This is a genomic window from Cedecea sp. VD22, from assembly GCF_037150195.1.
Classification (GTDB): domain Bacteria; phylum Pseudomonadota; class Gammaproteobacteria; order Enterobacterales; family Enterobacteriaceae; genus Cedecea.
Genome location: NZ_JBBCPX010000001.1, coordinates 100,150 through 116,055 on the forward strand (window position 1 = coordinate 100,150; position 15,906 = coordinate 116,055).

Consider the following 15,906-nt stretch of genomic DNA (forward strand, 5'->3'; position numbering starts at 1 on the left):
ATCATGACGGCGGAAGGCCACCTGCTCTTTTCTATTGCCTGCGCAGTTTTTGCCAAAAACGCCGAACTGACGCCCGTCCTCGCCCAGGGTGACTGGTGGCATATTGTGCCGTCCGCGATTCTGACCTGCCTGTTGCCGGATATTGACCACCCAAAATCCTTTCTGGGCCAGCGGCTAAGCTGGATCTCAAAACCGGTGGCGCGAATGTGCGGCCACCGGGGGTTTACCCATAGCCTGTTTGTGGTGTTCGCCGGGCTGGCACTGTTTTACCTCAAGGTACCGGAAAGCTGGGTCATTCCGGCCGATGCGCTGCAGGGTATGGTGCTGGGTTACCTCAGCCATATCCTTGCCGACATGCTAACGCCTGCCGGGGTGCCGCTATTGTGGCCGTGCCGCTGGCGTTTCCGTTTCCCCATCGTTCGCCCACAAAAAGGCAATCAGCTTGAGCGCGCCCTGTGCATGGCGCTGTTTGGTTTTGCGGTTTGGATGCCCCAGGGCCTGCCCGAAAACGGTGCAGTACGCTGGTCTTCGCAGATGATAAATTCGCTGCAAACCACCTTTGATAGCTTTATAACTCACCAGTCTGAGCGTTAAACAGCCAATATCATTCATTTGGTAATAATCAATTCCTTTTGAATATAAGCCAACGCCCTGCCATCTGTTACGCTTTGCAACATAACGGTCGCCCCTGCGCGGCCGCGTGACAATAAATCAGGAGATACGGGGATGAATTTTCCACTGGTAGCGAACATTGTGGTGTTCGTTGTATTGCTATTGCTGCTGGCGCAAACTCGCCACAAGCAATGGAGCCTTGCCAAAAAAGTGCTGGCAGGTCTGGTACTGGGCGTGATCTTTGGCCTGGCGCTGCACACCATTTATGGTTCCGACAGCGCGGTGCTGAAAGATTCCATTCAGTGGTTTAATGTTGTCGGTAACGGCTATGTGCAGCTGCTGCAGATGATTGTTATGCCGCTGGTCTTCGCCTCAATTCTGAGTGCCGTCGCCAAACTGCATAATGCATCTTCGCTGGGGAAAATCAGCGTTCTGTCTATCGGTACACTGCTGTTTACCACGCTGATTGCCGCGCTGGTCGGGGTGCTGGTCACCAATCTGTTTGGCCTGACCGCTGAAGGCCTGGTGCAGGGCAATGCAGAAAACGCTCGTCTGGCGGCGATTCAATCCAACTACATTGGTAAAGTGGCTGACCTGACCGTCCCGCAGCTGATTCTCTCCTTCGTGCCGAAAAACCCGTTTGCTGACCTGACCGGTGCCAACCCGACGTCTATCATCAGCGTGGTGATTTTTGCCGCCTTCCTGGGCGTCGCAGCGCTGAAGCTGCTGAAAGATGATGCCCCGAAAGGTGAGCGCGTACTGGTGGCTATCGACACCCTGCAAAGCTGGGTCATGAAGCTGGTTCGCCTGGTCATGCAGCTGACGCCATACGGCGTGCTGGCGCTGATGACCAAAGTAGTGGCGGGCTCAAACCTGCAGGACATCATCAAGCTGGGCAGCTTCGTGGTGGCGTCTTACCTTGGCCTGGCAATTATGTTTGGCGTTCACGCCGTTCTGCTGGCTTTCAACGGCGTTAGCCCGGTGAAATACTTCCGCAAAGTCTGGCCGGTGCTGACCTTCGCGTTCACCAGCCGCTCCAGCGCGGCGAGTATCCCGCTGAACGTGGAAGCACAAACCCGCCGTCTTGGCGTGCCAGAATCTATCGCCAGCTTCTCTGCCTCCTTCGGTGCAACCATCGGCCAGAACGGCTGTGCAGGTCTCTACCCGGCGATGCTTGCCGTGATGGTGGCTCCGACCGTAGGGATTAACCCGATGGATCCTGTCTGGATTGCGACGCTGGTAGGGATTGTGACCGTTAGCTCCGCAGGCGTAGCCGGCGTGGGCGGTGGTGCAACCTTCGCCGCGCTGATTGTGCTGCCCGCGATGGGGCTGCCGGTCACGCTGGTCGCGCTGCTGATTTCCGTTGAACCGCTGATTGATATGGGCCGTACCGCCCTGAACGTTAGCGGATCGATGACCGCCGGGACCATTACCAGCCAGTTGATGAAGCAGACCGACAAAGAGATTCTGAACAGCGACGATGAAGTGGAATTAGCCCACCGTTAATCTGAACTGAAAAACAAAAAGGCCGCTATCACTAGCGGCCTTTTTTTATACTTCGTTTTCCTGCCGAACCTGTTTCGCCCAGCGCTGTGCCGACTCGGGCAAAGTAAACGGCGGCGACTGGCGGAAGGCATCACCCAGTAAAACAAACGCTACATACTGCCCGCGCAGCAGATAGACATCTTTAAACCCGTCTACTCGCCACGCATGAGAAGGCGGAGCTGGCTCCACGCGGGGCGTGTAGGTAATGATTGGGCGTGTATTCGGTTGGCGCAGTGGTTTCATAGGCAACGGGATTGGAACTGAATTAGTGAACAACCTCACCATGATAGCGGATCTCACCCTTCCTCGTCGCCCCCTCTTCTCTGTCTCCGCCCGTAAGGCAAAAAAAAGCCCGGTGCAGAGACTGCAGCCGGGTCCTTTACGGCGTGCTAGCTTAGGCTTTAGGTGCCTGCGGATCGGTGTCATATTCAGCGCAGGTCTGGTAGCCTGAATTCATCACGCGACCGGTGTTATCCAGCGCGACAAAATAGGTTTCAGCTTTACCGTTACGCTGGCCCAGAATATAGGTCTGGCAGGTCCCTTTGGCGTGGATCATGGTGATTTCGGAAGACGGTTTACCCGCAATCTGCTGTACCTGGGCACGGGTCATGCCTTTTTTCACATCTTTCACTACCGGCTCAGTCACCAGATCTTTGGTGCGATCGTAAGCGGTACACCCTGCCAGCATAGTCATTACCGCTGCCGCGCCTAAAAATCCTGCAAATTTATTATTCATAATTATCCTCATCAATGAATGTATTGATCCTGCGTGTTAGATAAGCCTGGAATATAAAAGAACATTTTTCAACTCGTTACCCTTAATGCGTGAAAATTCGGACAATAAGAGTATTCATAAGGATCCTGTCTGGTTTGCAGAAAAACTCGCCGCCTGCGGGCAGGGCAAGTCTTTGAGCCTTGTCGTTTTCAGCGCAACAGGGTAAGTTTTAGGGCAGTTAAATTTTGCGGCCTGCGCGTTGCGGGTACAGCTTATTGGAGGGGTTAAATGGCTCTGCAACAAGAAATTATTCAGGCACTGGGCGTCAAGCCACAGATCGACGCCAGCGAAGAGATCCGCGTCAGCGTTGATTTTCTGAAAACGTACCTTAAAACCTACCCGTTTATTAAATCTCTGGTGCTGGGGATAAGCGGCGGCCAGGACTCCACTCTGGCGGGCAAACTCTGCCAGCTAGCTATCAGCGAACTGCGTGAAGAAAGCGGCGACGACAGCTATCAGTTTATCGCCGTGCGCTTGCCGTTTGGCGTACAGGCCGACGAGCAGGATTGCCAGGATGCCATTGCGTTTATCCAGCCGGATCGCGTGTTAACGGTGAACATCAAGGGCGCCGTGCTTGCCAGCGAGCAGGCTCTGCGCGAAGCGGGAATCGAGCTGAGCGATTTTGTGCGTGGCAATGAAAAAGCCCGCGAGCGCATGAAAGCGCAGTACAGCATCGCCGGGATGACCAAAGGCGTCGTCGTGGGGACGGACCATGCCGCGGAAGCCGTAACCGGATTCTTCACCAAGTATGGCGACGGCGGCACCGACATTAATCCTCTTTTCCGCCTCAACAAACGCCAGGGCAAACTGCTGCTGAAAACGCTCGGCTGCCCGGAACATTTGTACCTGAAGGCCCCGACAGCCGATCTCGAAGACGATCGCCCTTCTCTGCCGGATGAAGCGGCCCTCGGCGTAACCTACGTGCAAATTGACGATTATCTGGAAGGCAAAACCGTACCGGCTGAAACCGCAAAAATCATCGAAGGCTGGTATCTGAAAACGGAACACAAACGCCGTCCGCCGATTACCGTGTTTGATGATTTCTGGAAAAAATAGTCAGAAACAACTTTGCATTAGCATTTTTCAGGGCGGCGTAGTGCCGCCTTTTTTACAGGATGGACATGGACACCTCTTCGCAACGCGCCACGCTTATCGGCCTTATCGCAATCCTGCTCTGGAGTACCTCCGTTGGCCTGTTGCGCAGCATCAGCGAGCACTTTGGCGCAGTCGGCGGCGCGGCCCTGCTCTACACCGTCAGCGCGCTGTGTCTTTGCCTCGTCCGAGGTTTGCCCAAAATACGCGAACTCCCACCCCGTTATCTCTGGGTTGGCGGGCTGCTCTTTGTGGGCTATGAAATAAGCCTGGCGCTTTCAATTGGCCTGGCGCACACCCGCGCTCAGTCCCTGGAACTGGGGATGATCAATTATCTCTGGCCCTGCCTGACCGTCTTTTTCGCCCTGTTTATTAACGGCCAGCGCAGCAATTTATGGCTGTGGCCTGGGCTCGCGCTTTCCCTGGCGGGGATTGTGCAGGTAATGAAAGGAGACGGCGACTGGTCGCCTCTCGTGATGTGGCACAACATTCTCGATAACCCACTGGCCTACGGCCTGGCTTTTGCCGCCGCCATCATCTGGGCGCTCTACTGCAACCTGACTCGCCGCTGGAGCGAAGGTAAAAGCGGCGTCAGCCTGTTTTTCTGCGCCACCGCGCTGGTGCTGTGGATTAAGTTCGCCTTTGTGGCACATCCAACAATGCATTTCACGCTATCCGGTACGGCGCAGCTGTTATTTATGGGGATTTCTACCGCCGTCGCCTATTCAGCCTGGAATGTTGGTATCCAGCGGGGAAACATGACGCTGCTTGCCACGGCTTCCTACTTCACGCCGGTATTATCGGCCCTGCTCGCCACGCTGTGGCTGGGTCTGCATCCCGGCTTTGCTTTTTGGCAAGGTGTACTGATGGTTGTAGGCGGCTCTCTGCTTTGCTGGCTTGCCACGCGGCACTATGGTTAAGGGCGATTCCCTCTTCACCTTCACGACTGCTATACTGGTGAAATAAACAGTATCCAGGAGTCCGATGTGGTCAGGCGTGCAAATACGTCGCGGTTAGAGTTTGAAGCCGCGGCGGTCTATGAATATCCGGAGCATCTCAGGCCATGGCTTGATGACCTGCCCAAAAAACCCGGCGTCTATGTTTTTCACGGTGAAGGCGACGTTATGCCGTTGTATATCGGCAAAAGTGTCAATATCCGCACGCGCGTGATGTCCCATTTTCGTACGCCTGATGAAGCCGCACTCTTGAGGCAGTCTCGCCGTATTACCTTTATCCGCACTGCCGGCGAACTCGGAGCGCTACTGCTCGAAGCGCAAATGATCAAAGAGCAACAGCCTTTGTTCAACAAACGCCTGCGTCGTAACCGCCAGCTTTGTTCCCTGTCTCTTCAGGGGGACACACCGCAGGTTGTATATGCCAAAGATGTCGATTTCTCCCGCCAGCCGGGCCTGTATGGGTTGTATGCTAACCGCCGGGCCGCGCTGCAAACGCTGCAAGGGCTGGCCGATGAGCATCACCTCTGTTACGGCCTGCTGGGCCTGGAATCACTGAGTAAGGGCCGGGCCTGTTTTCGCTCAGCGCTCAAACGCTGCGCCGGAGCCTGTTGCGGGAAAGAGACTCAGGCCGGGCATCATGCCCGCCTGGTTCAGGCTCTCGAACAGGTTCGCCTGATTTGCTGGCCATGGAAAAACGCCGTCGCCATCGTGGAACGCAGCCCGGAGATGACCGAGTATCACCTGATCGATCACTGGTTTTATCTTGGGTCCGTGCAGCAGTTAAATGACGTAACAACCCGCCGCCAGCCGCCGGAGGGCTTTGATAACGACGGCTACAAGATCCTTTGCAAGCTGATGCTGAGCGGGGAATATGAGGTGATAGAACTGGAGTAGACTCCCCCCAAGAGAGGAGTCTAAAAGTGCTAAGCCGCCGACGAAGGCAGAAGTTTGGTGATAGCTTCCGGCCAGCCGTCGCTGCAGCCCCAGAGACGCATTTGCTCGATATCCGGTGCCAGCAGGCGGTCCTTTTCCAGAAATGCCACGCGTTCGCGAATATCCCCGAAGACGTTTTCAAGCAGGGGTGAGCTGCGCAACGGCCGGTGAAACTCGATGCCCTGAGCGGCCGCCATAGCCTCAATCCCAACCACTGCCGCAGTGTTAAAGCACATAGATCCCAGACGGCGAGCCGCATAGGTCGCCATCGAAACATGGTCTTCCTGATTCGCAGACGTTGGCAGACTGTCGACGCTACCCGGATGAGCGAGCGATTTATTCTCCGAGGCCAGTGCCGCAGCGGTGACCTGCGCAATCATAAAGCCGGAGTTAATCCCGCCCTCTTTCACGAGGAACGGCGGCAGGCCGGACAGCCCGGTATCCAGCAGCAGCGCCAGGCGACGTTCCGAAATTGCGCCAATTTCCGCCACCGCTAACGCGATAATATCGGCGGCAAAGGCAACGGGCTCTGCGTGGAAGTTGCCGCCGGAAATCACTTCTCCGGTGTCGCTGAACACCAGCGGGTTGTCCGAGGCGGCGTTGGCCTCAATCTGCAGAACACTCGCCGCATGGCGCAGGTTATCTAGACACGCGCCCATAACCTGCGGCACGCAGCGAATGGAATAAGGATCCTGCACGCGGCCACAGTGGACGTGAGAATCAACGATTTTACTGTCGGCAAGCAGTGCAGTGACCGCCGCAGCCACATCAATTTGTCCCGCCTGGCCGCGAGCCTGGTGGATACGCGCGTCGAATGGTTTCACGGAGCCTTTGATAGCCTCCAGCGACAAGGCCCCCGCCACCAGCCCGGCAGCAAACACCTTCTCGCCCTCAAACAACCCTCGCAGCGCAAGCGCCGTCGAAACCTGGGTCCCGTTAAGCAGCGCCAGGCCCTCTTTTGGCCCCAGTACCAGCGGCTTTACGCCTGCCAGCTTCAAACCTTCACCGGCAGGGATCTGTTCGCCGTTCACCCTGACATTCCCTTCCCCGAGCAACATCAGCGACAGATGCGCCAGCGGGGCCAGGTCACCGGATGCCCCCACCGAGCCTTTCTCCGGGATCACCGGCATTACGCCCGAGTTAAACAGCGCAATCAGGCTATCAATCACCAGCAGACGAACGCCGGAATGCCCGCGTGACAGGCTGATAATTTTACTGGCCATCACCAGTCGGACAACATCATCCGGCAGCGCTTCGCCCAGCCCCACGCTGTGAGAAAGCACCAGATTACGCTGAAGTTCAGCCAGATGATCGGTGGCGATGGTGGTTTGTGCCAGCTTGCCAAAACCGGTGTTAATACCGTAAACCACGTCGCCGTGGGCAACAATCGCTTCTACCGTGCCGAGCGCACGCTCAACGGCGGCAACCGCCCCGGGGTCAAGCCTGAGCAGCACGTTTCCATGGTAGATCTCGCGCAGAGTGGCCAGTGAAACGGAACCTGGAGTGAGACTGCATAGCTTCTTTTGCGTTGACATGTCAGCATCCTGTTTGCATCGGGTTTTTGTCTATATTTGTATATACAACTTAACTAATAAACCAAATAATCCGCCAGCGGGTCATAGGACTTTTTTATCGATCGGTGAGCCGGATCGCGCTTGTGAAATTTTTCCAGCACGGGATGCTGCCGGGCGTTTACAGGCAGGGGAAATGAAGAACAAAACCGCAGTTGCACAGCAGTTTCTGAGGATATTCATCAGGAAGAAAGAGCATTGCCCGGCCAGTTTTCCGGGCATTCGGTCTACAAATAGGTAATTTCGCTGAACAGCAGTTGCCCTTCGTTTTTTAACAGCCGCAGCGTGTGGCTGCCCTCCTGCCACCAGGCGCCCTGGTCCGGTGAAAGCAGCTTATCTTCCAGCTGCCATTCCCCGCTCAGGACATAAACAACGCCGCCTCGGGTACCAAAAGTGGTAAAGGTTCTGTCCGCCACCCGCACCTGGGCCCGGCATCGGTCCCGGCGAGTCATCACGTTAAAGTCCATCGACATGCCGCGAGTCAGCTCGGCTTTTACGGGCTGCTCACCGGCAAAAGTAAAAGGCTGATGGCGCTTGAGCGTATGCCTGAACGCCTTTCCGCCGTCGAGAACGACCTCGCTCCCCTCCAGCAGAGTCATTACCCGGTCAACCTGCGGAAAGACCGGAAACTCGCCGTTGTGGGCCAAAGAGGCGATACTGGCACGCCAGTTGAAATCTCGCGTCGCGGGTGGAAAACAGCATATTTCTCGCGTTTCCCCGGCGCCGTTGCGCCAGAGGTTAACCGGCACCTTTCGTATATCAAAGAATTCCATCACCACTCCTGAGGACGCACGGCATCCGTGTGCCCTGGCATTTGCTCTTTAAATTGAGCGACCCCAAAGGAAGAGCTCCCCCGGCGGCCTGCTCATCAGTTCTCTGTTTTGTTCGTCAGATCTGTGCCTGACGCCAGTGTTATCGGCAGCCGTGGCCGGTTGCTGTAGCCCTGGTTCTATTTTTGTGACAATGATTTAGCGGCTTTTTTATCGGGAAGCAAAGTAAATTTATCGCCCTCAATACCGGTCGGTAAAATCTGCGGAGTGAACTGCAATTTTGAATGTAAGCTGCTGAAATTGAGTGTTTAAAATGGCTTATCCCGTCGGCGTGATTATTGCCGGGCGGTATTATTTGAGTCGAGCGAAGGGGAAAGAGTGGAGTGGCATGATTAAACGAGAAAACCGCCGATCCTGTTCACAGCGTACCTCGCTATTGTGAACAGGACCGGCGGTCTTAATTTAGTCGCTCAGACTTACTGAGCAGCTGGCATTTTACCTTCATGCGCAGGGCGTTCTGTCAGACGCTTCTCAAAATTCGCATTAAACTGTTTTTTCTGATCCGGGGTCAGAATGTTGTAGATTTTGTTCTGGGTTTGCAGATGCGCCAGCATGCGCGCTTTGTTCTGCTCGGCCATTTTATCAATCTGCGCCTGGGCTTTAGCCTGGTCGAAGCTGTCGCTGGCAATCACGTCGTGCATGGCGCGGCGTTCGTCAACGGATGGGCGCTGCATCTTGCCGCGCTGTTCTTTCATAATGTCTTTAATTTGCTGTTTCTGCGCATCGGTCAGGTTCAGGTCTTTAAACATCATGTCGTGCATCGGGCCGCGCATCATTTTATGGTGCATCATCGGAGCATCGGTTTGTGGGGCCGCAGCCGGGGTGGCGTCTGCAGCATGCGCCAGGTTAGCGGCACCCAGAGCCAGGGTAGAAGCGACGAACAGTGCAGTTAATTTACGCATATTTTTAACCTTCTCTTTTCATTAAATTGACGGCTCGCTTAAAACGACGATGCCGTGTTGACGAGAATGAGTTTACGAGTCTTATCGTCAAGGAGACGGTGGCATCCGTAAATCATTGAAAGGGTATAAAACAAGAATGCATCAATTATGAAGAAAATAAGGATTAAGGCGAGGAATAGTGCAACTAAATATAACAAATAACTGATTATAAAGACAATATGGAAAGTGTACAGCAATCAACCTAACGAATAAACCCTGTACCCAGGAATTATCCGCAAATAAATTAACAATACGAAATGATTAAGCAGCTCAATTATTCAGAGCTGCTTAAAGTTTAAATTTCCTCCAGCATCAGGCCCGCTCTCAGCCCCAGCGCCACATCCGGGTTGGGGAATAAAACGTACTCTTTTTCGCCGGCAACGACATAACGCTTCTCACCATCTTCAGCCAGCAGGGTGCCCTTCGAAAACTCGGTAAAGTTCTGCGTTTGGCCGGACATGTGCAGCACAAATTTCTCCGACTGTCGGGTGATTTGCTGAGCGACACGGTAACGCTGCGGTTCTATCTCCATGACCGGCGGCTCTGCCCCGCTTAACAACGCTGAGATTGCTTCTTTAGTTATCGCGAACTGACCAAGATCGTTCTGCCCAAACGGCCTGGCTTTTCCCAGCTCGAGCGTGCAGCTCAGCGCCCCAAAATGCTCGCTGCTGAAATGACTAAAGGTGCCACCGGGCTTTTGATGAAACACCAGCGCCTGCAGCCCGGCGCAGCCCAGCCAGGTTAAAAAGCTCTCGCTATAAGGCAGCGGCCTCGCAGGAAGCACGCCAAACCGGGGGTGATAAGAGCCACGAATAGCGGTATGCATATCCAGATGCCAGCGGGTTTGCTCTTCACTTCGCGACCAGAATTGCTCGAGGGCATGTTCAAGCCTGGCCGCACGTTGGGTTTCTACGCTTTCAGGAAACTGCTGCCAGCGCCCGCCAAACATACGGTTCATGTCGCTATGGGTATAACGCTTATCCGCGCGCAGCGCCGCTGGGTTACCCAGAATAATCATCGTGCGCCACTGCAGCGGAAGCTGCCCCGCGATCAAGCCGTTGGTCAACTGGCCAAGGATCTCCACCGGGGCGGTTTCGTTGCCGTGAATCCCGGCCGATATGACCAGCGCTTTCCCTGCCGCCTCACGCGGCGTCAACGTCAGAATACCTTCATCCCACCAACGCCAGCTGAGATAAGCATTCTCCCCGGAAGTTTGTTCAGGCGCCTTGCCGGCCAGCGTCTGCGCCAGAAAATCAATCATTATTTCTCCCCTATTGCTGGAACGGGTACACGGAACCTAAATCCAGAATGTGCGTCAGTTCATCCAGCGCTTCACGCCCCTCGCGCAACAGCTGCGGGTCGGCTAAATCAGCCTGGGTTAAACGGTCGCGATACCAGCGATCAACCCAGCCATTGAGCGTCATAAACAGCGTGTCGTTCATCATCACCGCCGGATTAACGGCTTTAAGCTCCTCGTCCGTCAGTACCACTCTCAGGCGTAAACAGGCCGGGCCACCGCCGTTAGCCATGCTTTCCCGCAGATCAAACACCTGCAGCTCACGGACAGGGTTATCCGCCTCCAGCAGTTGATTAAGGTAGCGCCAGACGCCTGGATGCTGGCGAGACTCTTCCGGCAGCACGAGCGTCATGCCGCCGTCGGCGCGACTCAACAGCTGGCTGTTAAACAGATAGGTCGAAACCGCATCCGCCACCGAAACCAAATCGTCCGGGACTTCCAGGGCCGTAAAGCCCGGGAATTTTTCGCGCAGGCGCTGATAAAGCCCCGGCTGATCCACAAACGCATGCTGGTGGCAGAACAGCACCTCGCGGTTAGAAACTGCAATAACGTCGTTGTGAAAAACGCCCTGGTCGATCACCGCCGGGTTTTGCTGAGCGAAGATAACCTGCTCAGAACGTACCTGATTCAAACGTGCCACGGCCTGGCTGGCCTCCAGCGTCTGACGAGCAGGATAGCGGGCCGGTGCCTGCCCGCTTTTCGAGTCTTCGCGACCATAAACAAACAGCTGCACGCCCGGCTCGCCATACTCGCCGCCTAAACGGTTATGGTTGGCGGCACCTTCGTCACCAAACATCGCCACCTGCGGCAGCGCGCCGTGCACGGCAAAACACCCGGTATCCCGGAACATCGCCCGCAGCACGCTTTCCGTCGTCGGTGCTTCGCTGGCACGGTGGAACTTATTGTTCAGGTTGGCGACGGTGAGATGCACTTTACCGTCCAGCGTATCGGCTGACGGTGATACCGTCGCCGCGTTGGCCACCCACATCGAAGAGGCCGAACTGGCGGCGGACAGCAGCTGCGGAGCTTGCCGAGCTGCACGCTCAACAACCTGCTCGTCGCTGCCGCTAAAGCCTATCTGACGCAGCACGCCAATATTCGGACGCTCCTGCGGGGCAATCACGCCCTGCGGATAACCCGCGTCTGCCAGCGCTTTCATTTTCAGTAGCCCCTGCTTCGCCGCCAGCTTCGGGTTAGACACGCGAAACTGGTGCTTCGTCGAGGCTTCATTGCCGAACGACAGCCCGGCGTAATGGTGGGTCAGCCCCACCAGTCCGTCGAAGTTGGCCTCACGTGCTTTCTTCATGGCTGCTCCTCGCGGCTAAAATCTAGCCCTGGACTCAGGGTTGGTGGCAACGCGAAGCTTGTACTTTCCAACGAGGCCATAGGCCAGGCGCAGTAATCCGCAGCATACCAGGCGCTGGCGCGGTGGTTACCTGAAGCGCCCACGCCGCCGAATGGCGCAGTGCTGGCGGCCCCGGTCAGCGGTTTATTCCAGTTCACGATCCCGGCTCTGGCTTCCAGTAAAAGCTGGTCAAACTGTTCGCGGGACGGTGAAATCAGCCCGCTCGCCAGGCCGTAGCGTGTGTCGTTCGCCATCCGAATCGCGTCGTCAAAGCTGTCATAGCGGTAAATCGCCAGCAGCGGGCCAAACACTTCTTCATCCGGCACGTCGGCCACGCCGCTAAGCTCCACGATGCCAGGCGTCAGTAAAGAGGTGCCTGGACGAATCATTTTTGGTTCAAGCAGCGGTTTACCGCCGCGGGCTACGTGAGCCTGAAACGCGGTCAGCACCCTTTCAGCCGCCTGCACCGAAATCAATCCGCCAATAAACGGTTGTGGCATAGCGTCCCATTCCCCCGGCTGCAAACGGGCAGAGACTTCAACCAGGCGACGAATAAATGTATCCCCCTGCTCACCCTGTTTCACCAGCAGACGGCGGGCGCAGGTGCAGCGCTGCCCGGCGGTGATAAACGCCGACTGGATAGCCACGTGAACGGCGCCGTCGATATCCTGCGGGTCTTCGACGATCAGCGGGTTGTTCCCGCCCATTTCCAGGGCAAGGATCTTCTCCGGTTGCCCGGCAAACTGCCGGTGAAGGTGGTAGCCGGTGCCCGCACTGCCGGTAAACAGGAGCCCATCAAGTTCCGACTGATTAGACAGCGCCTCGCCGGTTTCGCGTCCCCCCTGCACCAGGTTCAGCACGCCAGCCGGAATACCGGCCTCCTCCCACAACTTCATCACCTGTTCACCGATACGCGGCGTTAGCTCGCTCGGCTTAAACACCAGGGTGTTGCCGGCCAGCAGTCCCGGCACGATATGGCCGTTGGGCAAATGTCCAGGGAAATTGTAAGGGCCAAAGACTGCCAGCACGCCGTGAGGGCGATGGCGTAAAGTCGCCGCCCCGTCCGGCATCGCGGTGTGCGTTTCGCCCGTTCTGGTGTGGTAAGACTTGATGGAAATGGCAATTTTATTAACCATCGCGGTCACTTCGGTGGCCGCTTCCCAGCGAGGTTTGCCGGTTTCCTGCGCAATTGTTTCAGCGAGTGCAGTTTTATTCGTCTCAAGCAGGCCGGCAAAACGCTCCACAATCTCCTGGCGTTCTGCAAACGGGCGTTTCGCCCAGGCGGGAAACGACGCACGAGCCGCACGGCAGGCTTCTTCTACCTGCGTTTTATCCGCCACCAGCCCTTCCCACAGCAGCGAGCCGCTGACAGGGTTATGTTTTAACAGCGCTTCGCCGCGGCCCGGCACCCATTGTCCGTTGATCCAGTTAGTCATACTTTTTTCTCCTCAGGGCACAGGCGCACCACGCGCACGGTGTCGCCGCTGGCGCACTTCAGCGCATCGGCGGTGGCGGCATCAATAACCAGTTTCTCTCCTTTGGGATCGGCTTTGATCAACATCACGCGGAACTGGTGGTAATTTTCGTTGGCGACCAGGCAAACGGGCAGTTCGTCGGTAGCAGGCTGGCCGACAGCGACGGTTTGCAGGCGGCTCTTGCGGATCGCCCGCACGCGGTCGATATCGCACTCCAGAGTAGGACCACCGTCGAAGATATCGACATAGTTACGATAGCGGAATCCTTCGGCTTCAAGCACGGTGCGCGCTGGCGCCGTTTGCGGATGCACCTGGCCGATAACCGCCTGCGCCTCTTTGGAAAGGAAGTCGGTATAAATCGGGTGTTTTGGCATCAGCTCGGCAATAAAAGCTTTCTGCCCGGTGCCACACAAGTAGTCGGCGCGAGCGAACTCCATAGAGAAGAAGCGATTCCCAAGGCTTTCCCAGAACGGTGAATGCCCGTGTTCATCGATTACCCCGCGCATCTCGGCAACCACTTTGTCGTTGAAGCGTTCGCGGAAGGCGGCCATAAACAGAAAACGAGACTTGGATAACAGATACCCGTTGCCCTCTTTACGCCAGGCCGGGTCGAGGAACAGCGTGCAAAGCTCGCTCGCTCCGGTGTGGTCGTGGGTGAGAAAAAGCGTCGGCAGTGCGTTATAGATATTCAACTCTTTGGAGGCATGAACCAGCGTCCCGACCCGGTAGTTGTACCAGGGGTCGTTAAGGCCCACGGCCACCTCAATGGCGCAAATCCCCACCATCTGGCCGCTGCTGGTATCTTCCAGCACAAAAACATAGCCCTGATCGCCCTTCGGCAGCCCGCCCTGCCAGGTCTGCAGCGAGCGTTCGATTCGGTCGGCCAGCGTTTTTTCGTCGGCGGGGAGCGAGGTCAGCCCGCCGCCGGTTTTCCCGGCAAGCTTAAGCAACCCCGGCAGATCGCCTCGTTCAATCGGGCGGATTACCATCATGATGAAACTCCCGCGAGGAAGCGTTCGCAGGCACGCTCGAAGCGATCCAGGCCCAGCTGAACTTCTGCTTCGCTGACGATGAGCGCAGGGGCAAAACGCAGCACGTTAGCCCCGGCGATCAGCATCATCAGGCCTTCCTGCGCGGCAGCCTGCAGAATAAGTTTCGCTTTACCGGCATGTTCAGGGCGCAGGGCACAGCCGATCAGCAGCCCTAAGCCGCGTACTTCGCTGAACAGCTGGTGCTTCTGGTTAATGTGGTTCAGGCGCTCAACAAACCAGTCATGGCGCTGTTTCACGCCGTTGAGCACCTCCGGCGTATTAATGATTTCCAGCACGCGTCCGGCCACAGCAGAGGCCAGCGGGTTGCCGCCGTAGGTGGTGCCATGGGTGCCCACCACCATCACTTTGGCAAAGCGATCGGTGGTCAGCAGCGCGCCGATCGGGAAGCCGCCGCCCAGCGCTTTGGCCGTCGAGAGTACGTCCGGCGTCACGCCATAATGCATATAGGCATACAGCGAGCCGGTGCGGCCCACGCCGGTTTGTACTTCGTCAAAAATCAGTACGGCGTTGTGTTTGTCGCAAAGTTCGCGCAGCCCCTGAAGGAACTCTGGCGTCGCTGGAACGACCCCGCCTTCACCCTGCATAGGCTCGACGATCACCGCACAGGTTTCGTCGTTAATCAGCTCACGGGCAGACTGTAAATCGTTAAATACCGCGTGGTTAATCTGCGGCGGCAGCGGCGCAAAGTCCTGAGAATAAGCGGGCTGACCACCGGCCGTGACGGTAAACAGCGTGCGGCCATGGAACGCGTTCTTGAACGCTACGATGCCGCTTTTCTGTGCGCCAAAATTATCATGGGCATACTTACGCGCCAGCTTCAGCGCCGCCTCGTTGGCCTCGGCCCCTGAGTTACAGAAGAACACTTTCTCCGCAAAGGTAGCGTCGATGAGCTGCTTCGCCAGCTTCAATACCGGCTCATTGGTGTAGCCATTGCCGGTGTGCCAGAATTTTGCCGCCTGCTCCTCCAGCGCTTTGCGCATTTCAGGGTGAGCATGTCCCAGGGCGTTAACCGCGATGCCACCGGCAAAGTCGATGTAGTCTTTTCCCTGCTGATCCCACAGGGTGGAACCCTCGCCACGAACCGGAATAAAAGGCGCAGGGGCATAAACCGGCATCATCCATTCGTCGAAATGTTGGCGTGTAATTGACTGCGACATAGTGACCCTCACGGTAAACAAAAAGTTTATTAAATGTTAAATAATTGAGTGTTTGCGCTGTAAATGTAGATTGCAGGCATCGTGCCAGCCAGCGATAAAAATGCATAAACCGGAGGGGTAAACGAAAAATCAATAACTTAAAAACACTCACTATTCATATAAAATGAATAAAAAGTGCATAGTTTTAACGTGCCGCCTGATTTTCGACACGAAAACAAGAAATATTATGCAGTGGTAAAATATAATGCTGGAATTGTGATCGCCTTCGGGATTTGCCTGCCGTTTTCGCCCCATTTTTGCGCATCGAGATCAATTTTGGTGCAAA

At 56.1% G+C, this 15,906-nt stretch carries 15 protein-coding genes; 5 read left to right on the top strand and 10 right to left on the bottom strand.

The features are described 5' to 3' along the window. Positions 1-3: 3 nt before the first annotated feature. Both WFK85_RS00510 and WFK85_RS00515 read left to right on the top strand, forming a co-directional pair. Positions 4-594, top strand: coding sequence for a metal-dependent hydrolase (locus tag WFK85_RS00510; protein WP_166994018.1), 591 nt, complete (start codon positions 4-6; stop codon positions 592-594). Between the two features lie 132 nt (positions 595-726). Next, on the top strand, positions 727-2,118 hold the full coding sequence (locus WFK85_RS00515; protein ID WP_336708046.1) for an L-cystine transporter: 1,392 nt from the start codon (positions 727-729) through the stop codon (positions 2,116-2,118). Positions 2,119-2,163: 45 nt separating this feature from the next. On the opposite strand, the gene cedA is transcribed toward WFK85_RS00515, so the two are convergent. Both cedA and osmE read right to left on the bottom strand, forming a co-directional pair. Next, positions 2,164-2,400, bottom strand: coding sequence for a cell division activator CedA (gene cedA / locus WFK85_RS00520; protein WP_008456606.1), 237 nt, complete (start codon positions 2,398-2,400; stop codon positions 2,164-2,166). A gap of 151 nt (positions 2,401-2,551) precedes the next feature. Continuing rightward, entirely contained in the window at positions 2,552-2,893 is a 342-nt protein-coding gene (gene osmE, locus WFK85_RS00525) for an osmotically-inducible lipoprotein OsmE (protein WP_166874884.1), read from the bottom strand. 267 nt (positions 2,894-3,160) lie between these two features. On the opposite strand from osmE, the gene nadE reads away from it, so the two are divergent. From nadE to cho, 3 genes are all read left to right on the top strand, one after another. Continuing rightward, positions 3,161-3,988 carry an ammonia-dependent NAD(+) synthetase gene (nadE, locus tag WFK85_RS00530; RefSeq protein ID WP_008456608.1) on the top strand — a complete coding sequence of 276 codons (828 nt, stop codon included), beginning with the start codon at positions 3,161-3,163 and terminating at the stop codon, positions 3,986-3,988. A gap of 65 nt (positions 3,989-4,053) precedes the next feature. Next, complete coding sequence (gene yddG / locus WFK85_RS00535) at positions 4,054-4,944, top strand: aromatic amino acid DMT transporter YddG (RefSeq protein WP_166994014.1); 891 nt, start codon at positions 4,054-4,056, stop codon at positions 4,942-4,944. Positions 4,945-5,010: 66 nt separating this feature from the next. Continuing rightward, positions 5,011-5,874, top strand: coding sequence for an excinuclease Cho (gene cho, locus WFK85_RS00540; RefSeq protein WP_336708045.1), 864 nt, complete (start codon positions 5,011-5,013; stop codon positions 5,872-5,874). A 29-nt stretch (positions 5,875-5,903) separates the two neighbouring features. Here cho and hutH read toward each other — a convergent pair whose 3' ends face one another. The 8 genes from hutH to WFK85_RS00580 all read right to left on the bottom strand — a co-directional run bounded on the left by hutH (position 5,904) and on the right by WFK85_RS00580 (position 15,581). Next, positions 5,904-7,448 carry a histidine ammonia-lyase gene (hutH, locus tag WFK85_RS00545; RefSeq protein WP_336708043.1) on the bottom strand — a complete coding sequence of 515 codons (1,545 nt, stop codon included), beginning with the start codon at positions 7,446-7,448 and terminating at the stop codon, positions 5,904-5,906. Between the two features lie 263 nt (positions 7,449-7,711). Further along, a complete protein-coding gene (ves, locus tag WFK85_RS00550; protein WP_008456615.1) occupies positions 7,712-8,257 on the bottom strand; it encodes an environmental stress-induced protein Ves in 546 nt (181 codons plus the stop codon). 473 nt (positions 8,258-8,730) lie between these two features. Next, a complete protein-coding gene (spy, locus tag WFK85_RS00555) occupies positions 8,731-9,216 on the bottom strand; it encodes an ATP-independent periplasmic protein-refolding chaperone Spy (RefSeq protein ID WP_166874898.1) in 486 nt (161 codons plus the stop codon). A 334-nt stretch (positions 9,217-9,550) separates the two neighbouring features. Continuing rightward, positions 9,551-10,516, bottom strand: coding sequence for a succinylglutamate desuccinylase (astE, locus tag WFK85_RS00560; protein ID WP_336708040.1), 966 nt, complete (start codon positions 10,514-10,516; stop codon positions 9,551-9,553). 10 nt (positions 10,517-10,526) lie between these two features. Beyond that, the gene (astB, locus tag WFK85_RS00565) at positions 10,527-11,858 is read right to left on the bottom strand and encodes an N-succinylarginine dihydrolase (RefSeq protein WP_336708038.1); all 1,332 of its coding nucleotides are present in this window, start codon (positions 11,856-11,858) and stop codon (positions 10,527-10,529) included. Further along, positions 11,855-13,333, bottom strand: a complete 1,479-nt coding sequence (gene astD / locus WFK85_RS00570; protein ID WP_336708037.1) for a succinylglutamate-semialdehyde dehydrogenase — start codon at positions 13,331-13,333, stop codon at positions 11,855-11,857. The genes astB and astD overlap by 4 nt, the downstream gene beginning before the upstream one ends. Continuing rightward, positions 13,330-14,364 (bottom strand): arginine N-succinyltransferase, encoded by a 1,035-nt coding sequence (gene astA / locus WFK85_RS00575; RefSeq protein WP_039302203.1) that lies wholly within the window; start codon positions 14,362-14,364, stop codon positions 13,330-13,332. Before astA ends, astD begins: the two co-directional genes overlap by 4 nt. After that, entirely contained in the window at positions 14,361-15,581 is a 1,221-nt protein-coding gene (locus tag WFK85_RS00580) for an aspartate aminotransferase family protein (protein ID WP_166874910.1), read from the bottom strand. The genes astA and WFK85_RS00580 overlap by 4 nt, the downstream gene beginning before the upstream one ends. Between the last annotated feature and the right edge of the window lie 325 nt (positions 15,582-15,906).

Excerpts from the sequence above, each read along its gene's own strand:
- WFK85_RS00510 (WP_166994018.1), top strand. The coding sequence starts at position 4 with ATGACGGCGGAAGGCCACCTGCTCTTTTCTATTGCCTGCGCAGTTTTT.
- WFK85_RS00515 (WP_336708046.1), top strand. The coding sequence starts at position 727 with ATGAATTTTCCACTGGTAGCGAACATTGTGGTGTTCGTTGTATTGCTA.
- cedA (WP_008456606.1), bottom strand. The coding sequence starts at position 2,400 with ATGAAACCACTGCGCCAACCGAATACACGCCCAATCATTACCTACACG.
- osmE (WP_166874884.1), bottom strand. The coding sequence starts at position 2,893 with ATGAATAATAAATTTGCAGGATTTTTAGGCGCGGCAGCGGTAATGACT.
- nadE (WP_008456608.1), top strand. The coding sequence starts at position 3,161 with ATGGCTCTGCAACAAGAAATTATTCAGGCACTGGGCGTCAAGCCACAG.
- yddG (WP_166994014.1), top strand. The coding sequence starts at position 4,054 with ATGGACACCTCTTCGCAACGCGCCACGCTTATCGGCCTTATCGCAATC.
- hutH (WP_336708043.1), bottom strand. The coding sequence starts at position 7,448 with ATGTCAACGCAAAAGAAGCTATGCAGTCTCACTCCAGGTTCCGTTTCA.
- ves (WP_008456615.1), bottom strand. The coding sequence starts at position 8,257 with ATGGAATTCTTTGATATACGAAAGGTGCCGGTTAACCTCTGGCGCAAC.
- spy (WP_166874898.1), bottom strand. The coding sequence starts at position 9,216 with ATGCGTAAATTAACTGCACTGTTCGTCGCTTCTACCCTGGCTCTGGGT.
- astE (WP_336708040.1), bottom strand. The coding sequence starts at position 10,516 with ATGATTGATTTTCTGGCGCAGACGCTGGCCGGCAAGGCGCCTGAACAA.
- astB (WP_336708038.1), bottom strand. The coding sequence starts at position 11,858 with ATGAAGAAAGCACGTGAGGCCAACTTCGACGGACTGGTGGGGCTGACC.
- astD (WP_336708037.1), bottom strand. The coding sequence starts at position 13,333 with ATGACTAACTGGATCAACGGACAATGGGTGCCGGGCCGCGGCGAAGCG.
- astA (WP_039302203.1), bottom strand. The coding sequence starts at position 14,364 with ATGATGGTAATCCGCCCGATTGAACGAGGCGATCTGCCGGGGTTGCTT.
- WFK85_RS00580 (WP_166874910.1), bottom strand. The coding sequence starts at position 15,581 with ATGTCGCAGTCAATTACACGCCAACATTTCGACGAATGGATGATGCCG.